The organism is Cylindrospermopsis curvispora GIHE-G1, from assembly GCF_014489415.1.
Lineage (GTDB): Bacteria > Cyanobacteriota > Cyanobacteriia > Cyanobacteriales > Nostocaceae > Raphidiopsis > Raphidiopsis curvispora_A.
Map to the genome: position 1 here is coordinate 1,891,957 of NZ_CP060822.1, position 10,544 is coordinate 1,902,500.

The 10,544-nt window shown below is 42.5% G+C and carries 8 protein-coding genes and 1 pseudogene (1 of these 9 running past the window's edge); 4 read left to right on the plus strand and 5 right to left on the minus strand.

The annotated features are described in order from the left end of the window. Positions 1–114: 114 nt before the first annotated feature. Positions 115–5,478, minus strand: coding sequence for a beta strand repeat-containing protein (locus IAR63_RS08475; RefSeq protein ID WP_187707248.1), 5,364 nt, complete (start codon positions 5,476–5,478; stop codon positions 115–117). Positions 5,479–5,892: 414 nt separating this feature from the next. After that, positions 5,893–6,042 carry a hypothetical protein gene (locus IAR63_RS08480; protein WP_187707249.1) on the minus strand — a complete coding sequence of 50 codons (150 nt, stop codon included), beginning with the start codon at positions 6,040–6,042 and terminating at the stop codon, positions 5,893–5,895. A 154-nt stretch (positions 6,043–6,196) separates the two neighbouring features. On the opposite strand from IAR63_RS08480, the gene IAR63_RS08485 reads away from it, so the two are divergent. Continuing rightward, complete coding sequence (locus tag IAR63_RS08485) at positions 6,197–6,487, plus strand: helix-turn-helix domain-containing protein (protein ID WP_235678389.1); 291 nt, start codon at positions 6,197–6,199, stop codon at positions 6,485–6,487. Between the two features lie 76 nt (positions 6,488–6,563). Next, positions 6,564–6,809: a transposase gene (locus IAR63_RS08490; protein WP_187707250.1), complete on the plus strand. Its 246-nt coding sequence runs from the start codon at positions 6,564–6,566 to the stop codon at positions 6,807–6,809. Between the two features lie 133 nt (positions 6,810–6,942). Here IAR63_RS08490 and tnpA read toward each other — a convergent pair. Next, positions 6,943–7,303, minus strand: a pseudogene (gene tnpA, locus IAR63_RS08495) (IS200/IS605 family transposase). Between the two features lie 79 nt (positions 7,304–7,382). On the opposite strand from tnpA, the gene IAR63_RS08500 reads away from it, so the two are divergent. Then, complete coding sequence (locus IAR63_RS08500; RefSeq protein WP_187707413.1) at positions 7,383–8,654, plus strand: RNA-guided endonuclease InsQ/TnpB family protein; 1,272 nt, start codon at positions 7,383–7,385, stop codon at positions 8,652–8,654. On the opposite strand, the gene IAR63_RS08505 is transcribed toward IAR63_RS08500, so the two are convergent. Continuing rightward, the gene (locus tag IAR63_RS08505) at positions 8,622–9,023 is read right to left on the minus strand and encodes a hypothetical protein (RefSeq protein ID WP_187707251.1); all 402 of its coding nucleotides are present in this window, start codon (positions 9,021–9,023) and stop codon (positions 8,622–8,624) included. The genes IAR63_RS08500 and IAR63_RS08505 overlap by 33 nt on opposite strands. Before the next feature lie 186 nt (positions 9,024–9,209). After that, complete coding sequence (locus IAR63_RS08510; protein WP_187707252.1) at positions 9,210–9,881, minus strand: hypothetical protein; 672 nt, start codon at positions 9,879–9,881, stop codon at positions 9,210–9,212. On the opposite strand from IAR63_RS08510, the gene IAR63_RS08515 reads away from it, so the two are divergent. Next, positions 9,874–10,544, plus strand: partial view of a hypothetical protein gene (locus IAR63_RS08515; RefSeq protein WP_187707253.1) — the 5' portion only. The gene runs 247 nt beyond the window's last position; 671 of the gene's 918 nt are visible here — the first part of the coding sequence; it begins with the start codon at positions 9,874–9,876; its stop codon lies beyond the right edge, outside the window. The genes IAR63_RS08510 and IAR63_RS08515 overlap by 8 nt on opposite strands.

Genomic DNA, 10,544 nt, shown 5'->3' on the forward strand with positions numbered 1-10,544 from the left:
GGTATCGCAATTTTACATACCAATGGTAATTTATCTACGGGCGATCACCACAGTGAAATGATTCCAATTTTACATCTACCATGCTCCACACCCCGTTACGCACAAACAAAAACCTCAAGTAAAGGACAGGGCAAAAACCGCATCATCAAAATCGTTGTTCGAATATTGGGTGGCGTTGGCAGGTAAATCTTCAAATCCATAGACCCCATTACCATAGGAACGGAAATGGGGAGATTGATCGCGATTAACCACTCCGAAACTAAAATAGGCCACAGGCTCCTGTATAAATCTAGGCGAATTGTTAAACAAATTGTCCAATTCCGTAGCAACAAGGGTTCGGACATATTGAGGCGCACTACTAAACCGTTCTATATCTCCGTTTTCAGCAGCAACAAAATCTTCTATTCCCTGTGAACCGGGGAAGTAGGTTCCAGCATTAGCAATGACAAAAGGAGCATAAAACTTATTATCCTCAAGTGAGACACCAGACCCCAATTGTGTAGCGGTGCTAGGAGCATCATTGCCACCCGCTTGCACTGTGAAGTTCTTCACCCTAGCAGTGGTCAGAGCATGAAAGGCGTAGTCACTGGGGTTGCTATCTCCTGGTTTTAAATCAGCGATCCCGTCACCATTAGTATCAATTCCCCCCTGGGCATCTGTAACCTCATATAATCCAAATAAGTGTTTAAAATTAGACTTTGTTCCATTTTGGACACCAATAACTTCATCTGGAATGGCGGATAATCTATTAGTATCTAAAGATATGGTTCCTCTCCCATTCGTTTTGAAAACCAATCCTGTAGATATATTAACCTTGGGTCTAACTTCACTGGGGGTGATGGTGGGAACATCATCATTGGTAATAGTTCCTGTAGCAGTTCCAGTGGTAATGTTAGCATTAGTGGGGTTGGAGAGACTAACTGTAAACCCTTCATCGGGTTCAACTGTGCTGTCTCCTAACACATTGAGCGTAATAATTTGACTGGTTTCACCTACTGCAAAACTCACCGCACCAGAAGTTCCACCAAAATCCGTGGCATTTGCTTGGTTAGTGCCAGAACCTGTTACTGCCCAATTAGCACTGCTACTACTACTAGTATCTCCACTGCGGGTAACAGTGAAGGTAAAGGGTTTTATGCCTGTATTTCCCTCTGTTTGGATGGCATTGGTAGGGGCGATCGCCAGTTGAGGTGGAACAACATCATCATTGGTAATAGTTCCTGTAGCAGTTCCAGTGGTAATAGTAGCATTAGTGGGGTTGGAGAGACTAACTGTAAACCCTTCATCGGGTTCAACTGTGCTGTCTCCTAACACATTGAGCGTAATAATTTGACTGGTTTCACCTGCTGCAAAACTCACCGCACCAGAAGTTCCACCAAAATCCGTGGCATTTGCTTGGTTAGTGCCAGAACCTGTTACTGCCCAATTAGCACTGCTACTACTACTAGTATCTCCACTGCGGGTAACAGTGAAGGTAAAGGGTTTTATGCCTGTATTTCCCTCTGTTTGGATGGCATTGGTAGGGGCGATCGCCAGTTGAGGTGGAACAACATCATCATTGGTAATAGTTCCTGTAGCAGTTCCAGTGGTAATAGTAGCATTAGTGGGGTTGGAGAGACTAACTGTAAACCCTTCATCGGGTTCAACTGTGCTGTCTCCTAACACATTGAGCGTAATAATTTGACTGGTTTCACCTGCTGCAAAACTCACCGCACCAGAAGTTCCACCAAAATCCGTGGCATTTGCTTGGTTAGTGCCAGAACCTGTTACTGCCCAATTAGCACTGCTACTACTACTAGTATCTCCACTGCGGGTAACAGTGAAGGTAAAGGGTTTTATGCCTGTATTTCCCTCTGTTTGGATGGCATTGGTAGGGGCGATCGCCAGTTGAGGTGGAACAACATCATCATTGGTAATAGTTCCTGTAGCAGTTCCAGTGGTAATAGTAGCATTAGTGGGGTTGGAGAGACTAACTGTAAACCCTTCATCGGGTTCAACTGTGCTGTCTCCTAACACATTAAGCGTAATAATTTGACTGGTTTCACCTGCTGCAAAACTCACCGCACCAGAAGTTCCACCAAAATCCGTGGCATTTGCTTGGTTAGTGCCAGAACCTGTTACTGCCCAATTAGCACTGCTACTACTACTAGTATCTCCACTGCGGGTAACAGTGAAGGTAAAGGGTTTTATGCCTGTATTTCCCTCTGTTTGGATGGCATTGGTAGGGGCGATCGCCAGTTGAGGTGGAACAACATCATCATTGGTAATAGTTCCTGTAGCAGTTCCAGTGGTAATAGTAGCATTAGTGGGGTTGGAGAGACTAACTGTAAACCCTTCATCGGGTTCAACTGTGCTGTCTCCTAACACATTGAGCGTAATAATTTGACTGGTTTCACCTGCTGCAAAACTCACCGCACCAGAAGTTCCACCAAAATCCGTGGCATTTGCTTGGTTAGTGCCAGAACCTGTTACTGCCCAATTAGCACTGCTACTACTACTAGTATCTCCACTGCGGGTAACAGTGAAGGTAAAGGGTTTTATGCCTGTATTTCCCTCTGTTTGGATGGCATTGGTAGGGGCGATCGCCAGTTGAGGTGGAACAACATCATCATTGGTAATAGTTCCTGTAGCAGTTCCAGTGGTAATAGTAGCATTAGTGGGGTTGGAGAGACTAACTGTAAACCCTTCATCGGGTTCAACTGTGCTGTCTCCTAACACATTGAGCGTAATAATTTGACTGGTTTCACCTGCTGCAAAACTCACCGCACCAGAAGTTCCACCAAAATCCGTGGCATTTGCTTGGTTAGTGCCAGAACCTGTTACTGCCCAATTAGCACTGCTACTACTACTAGTATCTCCACTGCGGGTAACAGTGAAGGTAAAGGGTTTTATGCCTGTATTTCCCTCTGTTTGGATGGCATTGGTAGGGGCGATCGCCAGTTGAGGTGGAACAACATCATCATTGGTAATAGTTCCTGTAGCAGTTCCAGTGGTAATAGTAGCATTAGTGGGGTTGGAGAGACTAACTGTAAACCCTTCATCGGGTTCAACTGTGCTGTCTCCTAACACATTGAGCGTAATAATTTGACTGGTTTCACCTGCTGCAAAACTCACCGCACCAGAAGTTCCACCAAAATCCGTGGCATTTGCTTGGTTAGTGCCAGAACCTGTTACTGCCCAATTAGCACTGCTACTACTACTAGTATCTCCACTGCGGATAGCAGTGAAGGTAAAGGGTTTTATGCCTGTATTTCCCTCTGTTTGGATGGCATTGGTAGGGGCGATCGCCAGTTGAGGTGGAACAACATCATCATTGGTAATAGTTCCTGTAGCAGTTCCAGTGGTAATAGTAGCATTAGTGGGGTTGGAGAGACTAACTGTAAACCCTTCATCGGGTTCAACTGTGCTGTCTCCTAACACATTGAGCGTAATAATTTGACTGGTTTCACCTGCTGCAAAACTCACCGCACCAGAAGTTCCACCAAAATCCGTGGCATTTGCTTGGTTAGTGCCAGAACCTGTTACTGCCCAATTAGCACTGCTACTACTACTAGTATCTCCACTGCGGATAGCAGTGAAGGTAAAGGGTTTTATGCCTGTATTTCCCTCTGTTTGGATGGCATTGGTAGGGGCGATCGCCAGTTGAGGTGGAACAACATCATCATTGGTAATAGTTCCTGTAGCAGTTCCAGTGGTAATAGTAGCATTAGTGGGGTTGGAGAGACTAACTGTAAACCCTTCATCGGGTTCAACTGTGCTGTCTCCTAACACATTGAGCGTAATAATTTGACTGGTTTCACCTGCTGCAAAACTCACCGCACCAGAAGTTCCACCAAAATCCGTGGCATTTGCTTGGTTAGTGCCAGAACCTGTTACTGCCCAATTAGCACTGCTACTACTACTAGTATCTCCACTGCGGATAGCAGTGAAGGTAAAGGGTTTTATGCCTGTATTTCCCTCTGTTTGGATGGCATTGGTAGGGGCGATCGCCAGTTGAGGTGGAACAACATCATCTTCGAGAATTGTGCCTGTGACCGCATCTACCGTACCAATAGTATATCCAGCACCCGCAGCCAGAATCGCGAAAACGGTTTTATCCCCTTCTATTATGGAATTTGGAATGGGATCAACAGTGACTGTAGCCGTGCTGAAACCCTCAGCAAAGGTAACGCTTGCAATACTGCCCAAGTTACCTTGACCAATGGGACCAGTCACGCTGAAGTCTCTGCCCAAAACAGCAGTACCACCGGCGTTCACATTCACGGTCAATTGATTGCCAGTCGCCCCGGTACGGGTAAAGCTGTAGACCAGATTTACAACACCATCTTCCGTAACACTTGTAGGATTAAGGGACAGGGTAATGTTAGCAGGTTCACTGTCGTCATTTTGGATGGTTCCTGTAGCAGTCCCAGTACTAATAGTAGCATTAGTGGGGTTGGAGAGACTAACTGTAAACCCTTCATCGGGCTCAACTGTGGTGTCTCCTAACACGTTGAATGTAATAATTTGAGTAGTGTCACTTGCTGCAAAACTCACCATACCAGTTGGTAAAGTTCCACCAAAATCCGTGGCATTTGCTTGATTGGTACCAGAACCTGTTACTGCCCAATTAGCACTACTAACATTGCTAGTATCTCCAGTGCGCGCAACAGTGAAGGTAAAGGTTTTTGCACCCGAATTACCCTCCGTTTGGGTGGCATTTGTTGCTGTAATAGATAAGCTAGGTAGTATAACTGGTGTAACTGATAAGTTAAAAGTTTTAGAATCGCTCTTATTAATATTTGTATCATTTACACTTAAAATAACACTGTAGCTACTTTTAGTGTTATAATTCAGGGGTGTTCCAGCTTTTAGATATAACTCATTTCCCCGAATCTCAAAACTGGATGCATCTGGACCACTCAAGCTAGTTGTATTATTGCCAAAAATATCGTCAGTAATGATCAGATCAGCTACCTTGACTGGTGTGGATGTAGAAGTATTTTCTGGAATTGTTGAGGTTGGATTCACCAGGGTAATTAAAGGAGATCCATTCAAAACTGGATCTCCATCTGCTGTAGAAAACTCTCTTATATCTGGTACTATTATTGTAAATAAGCTAGTTGTAGCATTTAAGTTAGATTTAGTTGTTAATTGAACAAAAGCAAAACGCTCAAATTTATCTTTTCCGATAGCTTGTCCTATACCTACAATTGGAAGAGATCCTCCCCTCACCTTAGCAATTCCTGGTGTGGTAAAGTCTATTAATTGCGAAAACGGCAAACTACTTGTAACTGTAGCTGAGATGGCCGTCAGGGAGTTAGGATCCCAGTTCAAATTTAGCGCTGCTCCAACAATTCCCGCTGAATTGGTACGGGAGTCTTGTAACTGTATCTCAACCCAAAATGTACTACCGCTAATTAATTGGGTGCTAGTTAAGGCATCCCCAGGGTTTCCCCCATTATCCTGAAGCAAGTTTATCTGTGACAAAATAGACATATACACGACTCCTCATTCCTAAAAAATATCAGATAGCCTAATGATAAAAATTAACCTTCCCCTGCAACTACGCAATGATAATAATATTACGTTTTTATCATTAGTATTAAGCAAAGTTGTAATAAATCTCTTTATTAACAAAGAGCGATCACTGTAGCTTGGGTTGAGGAATTAAACTCAACACCATCATCCATCAAAACCCAGAACCAATTTATAGGTAAGGGATTCTAATTGGGGCGATCGCCAATGTGGGTGTTTCAGATAGCTGCTAAGTAGCAGTCAAGTAGCTGGTTAGTAACCCCATGGTATTGTCAGTAAGCCTCAGATTTTTTTGGAGACTCTATTACCTGAAATCCATTCCCTGTAATGGTTTCAACTTGCTTGTCGCCCCCTGAACTATTCTTACAATAAACTCTAAAAAACCGAATGATTCCATTGGGCTGTGAGTAGACCTAAATCGCCAAAGCCCACATCGCCATCTCCATTAATGTCCGCTGTGGGATCATAAATTCCTTCCCTAAAGTTTTTGAAGGCGTTATTTAACGAACCTACAGCGATTTTCATGTAGTTAAACTCCAAAATAAGATAAGCTATAATAAGGGTAATAAACTAAAATAGAGTAGAAGTGCTGTCAAATTATATGCCAAAACCTTATTCAATAGATTTGCGTAATCGCGTGATTGTAGCATGAGTTGCTCGAGAGGGATCTCAACGCCAGTTGGCAGAAAGATTCAAGGTCAGCTTATCATTTGTGAGAAATTTAGTACGTCGTTATCGTGAAACTGGGCAAGTTGAGCCAAAGCAATGTGGAGGATATGAAAAGCCTATAATTGCAGGCCAATATTTAAACATGATCAAGTCTTGGCTGGATGAGAAAAATGATTTACTACTTTCAGAATTATGCGATCGCCTGAGAGAAACGACGGGCACTAGTGTTAGTATCACAACCATGCATCGAGCCTTAGAAAAGTTGGGTCTACGTCATAAAAAAAAGTCTAAATGCCAGTGAACAGGAGACTCCACGTGTTCAAGAATTAAGGCATGATTATCGTCGTTGGGTAGATACAGTTGATATTAGAAATTTAGTGTTTTTAGATGAATCGGGGATAAATTTAGGGATGTCAAGGTTGTTTGCCAGAAGCCAAGATGGACAAAGAGCAATTGGTAGCGTACCAGGAAACAAGGGCAAAAATATTTCTCTGATTGGCGCTTTAAATATGGATGGAATTCTGGCAGCAATGACTAAGCACAAATACAGAAGTATTTCTCACTTATGTAAATCAGGTTTTGGTACCTCAATTATGGAAAGGGGCTATTGTTGTTATGGATAATTTAAAGGTTCATTTCTAGTTAGGGCGATTTCTCTCTTCATCTGCGCTATCTCACAAGAAAATCGCCGAAAGGCACGGAAGCCACTTGGCTTTAGACAGGAAGTGCCAACGGCGAATTTATTCGCCTTGATATTTAACCGTGATGCGGCTCTTCAATATACCTTTTAATAACATCTGCTGAAACCTGTCCAGCAGTGGAATAAAAATAACTATTAGTCCATAGGCTAGGAAGTTTAAGTAATTCAGGAAATTTTCGTCTTAACAAGCAAGATGACCGTCCTTTAAAAGCTTTAACCACTTGATTTATAGCAACATCTGGTTGATGTTCTACAAATAAATGAACATGGTGCAACCTCAAGAGCGAGGATATCCCAGTCTTTTTCTTTGGCTAGTTCGTAAATTATCTGTCGAAGGCGTTTAGGTATCCATACAAGATGCACTACTGCATTACCTTTTGAGTGATTTCCTATTCTGTATTCCAGTGTTGTCTTCATATTGTTTCGTGGCTGCTATTGACAAGTAAATCATATCTCAACTATACTTTTGAAATCAACAAACATTGAAGGTCGAACAATGTACGGATGCCAACAAGTTCTTATCAAGTCCGATAAATCAATAACAGCCATATTGGAGTACGTCTGCACAGAAGCTAAAAAGCTGACAAATTGTGGCGTTTACTATTCTAGGCAGATGTACTTTAAAACTGGTTATATTCCTAGTAGACCAGATTTGCATAAACAACTAGGAACTTATCAGAAAAACGTTCATTATCAGGCATTGTATTCTGATACTTCTCAACAAATACTAACCAGTGTAGCTGAATCCTTTAAATCCTACATTGAGCTAGTAAAAGCTGCAAAAAAGGGCGAAGTTTCCCAAAAACCAAAATTACCTAATTACTGTAAAAGTGTTATGACTGTAGCTACTTTTACGGGCAGGTCATTAAAGTTAATTGATGGGATGATTAGGTTTCCTTTGGGAATAAAAGTTAAGGCATGGTTTGGGATAGATTCTTTTTATCTACCAATGCCATCTAACCTTGACTTCAAATCAATTAGAGAAGTACGTATTTTACCTAGAAATAGACAATTTTATGCAGAATTTGTCTATCAGGTAGATGAAATAAAATCTGATGTTGATAGAAATAATGTTTTAGGGATTGACCACGGGTTAAATAACTGGTTAACTTGTGTTTCTAATCTGGGAACATCATTTATTGTTGATGGACTTCATTTAAAAAGTTTAAATCAGTGGTACAACAAATCAGTAGCTAAACTTAAAAGTGATAAACCGCAGGGTTTTTGGTCTAACAGATTAGCTGCTATTACCGAAAAAAGAAACCGACAAATGCGTGATGCAGTTAACAAAGCTGCAAGAATAGTCGTTAACCACTGTATTGAAAATAAGATTGGTGCTATTGTTTTTGGATGGAATAAAGGACAAAAAGATAGTATTGATTTGGGGTCTAAAAACAATCAGAAGTTTGTCCAAATTCCCACAGCAAGATTAAAAGACCGTATTGCTCAATTATGTAAACAATACGGAATAGATTTTATTGAAACAGAAGAATCATACACTTCTCAATCATCGTTTTTTGATTGCGACAATATACCTAAATTCGGTGAAAAACCCGAAGGGTGGGAAGCAAGCGGGAAACGAGTTAGTCGTGGAGTATATGAAACTTCTGATGGGTTCAAAATTAATGCGGACTGTAATGGTGCTGCTAATATTTTGAAAAAAGTAGCGGTGATGCTAGGAATTGATCTTAGCGGAATCAGTAGAGGCTGTTTAAGCCAGCCTCAGAAAGTTCGTTTATGGACTCTTCAGAAATCTCCGTGTCTTTAGACCGGAGAAGCTTAACTGGGCATCAATGTGATGACCATATTCTTCTAACAGCACTAGCACTAAATCAGCAAGTTTAGCAGCTACCACAAACTGCTCTGACATATATATTTTATCTGTATCTATACTATATGCTCCTAAACTGATGCCCAGTACCTCCTGGTTGACTATCTCTACTAGCGGTAATGCTCCCTTATCTCCTAGTCTCCATTGAGTACGCAGTTCTTTTACCCGCAGCTGATTGTATGTTTGCCCAAAGGCTGTGTCAAATATTTTCCAAAAGTTGGACTGCCCGGCAAATTCTTGCAGGGTCTCAATTAGTGAGGTTAACGCATTATTTAATTTGTTCCTGACCTGATTTTGCTGACTCATTTTTTTATCCTCCCCGGCTAGTAAACTGCAAAATATCAACAATAGGTTTCTTCAACCTAACCTACGTTGGTCTTGTATTTAATTCCACCCACTTAAGCTTAGGAGAGATGCGATCGCCTGCACATAAACTCACATTCTTAGAAGAGAGCGATCGCTACCAAGTAGTTCGATACAACGCCAGAAATTCTAGTTATTGAAAGCACTACTTAAACGTTTCAACACTTGACCAATAGTTATAAACTCTTGGTTTCTAGACAGTGCGGTCACCGTAGCATCATCACTGGTGTCAAGAATCTGGTTAAATATGAATATGGCTCTGTTTAGCCGTACGGGCTCTATGGTTACATTTTGAACTATTTTAGAGTTGGATTCTGATTTATTCCTAGGATCGGAGGCTAGTGTACTACTAGCTAATAAACTGAGAGGCTGACCTTTCTCTAATTTTGGTTCAAGGGTCTGGTTGGTGGCAATTATCATTAAACCGGATAAACTATTGATCAACGCTACTACCTGAGTATAATTTGCTCCGCTTAGAGCTATGCTAGTGCCAGTTTGTATCTGGGCTCCTGACAATTCAGCGGAAGTGGCTGCGGCAATAAACCCGGCAGCGTTAGCAACTTGGTTAGATGTGCCTTTCAAGACTAAACTTAGGGTTTGTCCATTGACAGTTGTAACGGTTGCAGTCGTTGATACAGTTTGACTATTGGCAGTAAGGCTTATAGGTAAAATACGTACTGACGCCGTGTTGCTAGTCACCTCTACTCCTTGTCCCAAAGATATTTGAGCTGCCACATTTTGACCAGCTTGTAATGGTGTTGCTACTGTTGCTGAGTTATTGATACTTGTGGGCGTGATCACTGCCGTTACGGGACTACTAGGAATTATAGATGTTGTCGCTGAGTTATTATTATTTGTGGATGTTGCCACCGTTGCGGTAGTGCTAGAAGTTGTTGCTGAGTTATTATTATTTGGGGATGTTGCCACCGTTGCGGGAGTGCTAGAAGTTGGAGGTGTCACCACCGTTGTAGGAGTGCTAGAAGTTGGAGGTGTCACCACTGTTGCGGGAGTGCTAGAAGTTGGAGGTGTCACCACCGTTGTAGGAGTGCTAGAAGTTGGAGGTGTCACCACTGTTGCGGGAGTGCTAGAAGTTGGAGGTGTCACCACCGTTATGGGAGTGCTGGGAACTGCTGGTGTCACCACCGTTGTAGGAGTGCTAGAAGTTGGAGGTGTTGCCACCGTTGTAGGAGTGCTGGGAACTGCTGGTGTCACCACCGTTGCGGGAGTGCTGGGAACTGCTGGTGTCACCACCGTTATGGGAGTGCTAGAAGTTGGAGGTGTTGCCACCGTTGTAGGACTGCTAGGAGTTGGGGATGTCACCACCGTTATGGGAGTGCTAGAAGTTGGAGGTGTCACCACCGTTGTAGGACTGCTAGGAGTTGGGGATGTCACCACCGTTGCGGGAGTGCTGGGAACTGCTGGTGTCACCACCGTTGTAGGAGTGCTGGGAGTTGGGGATGTCAC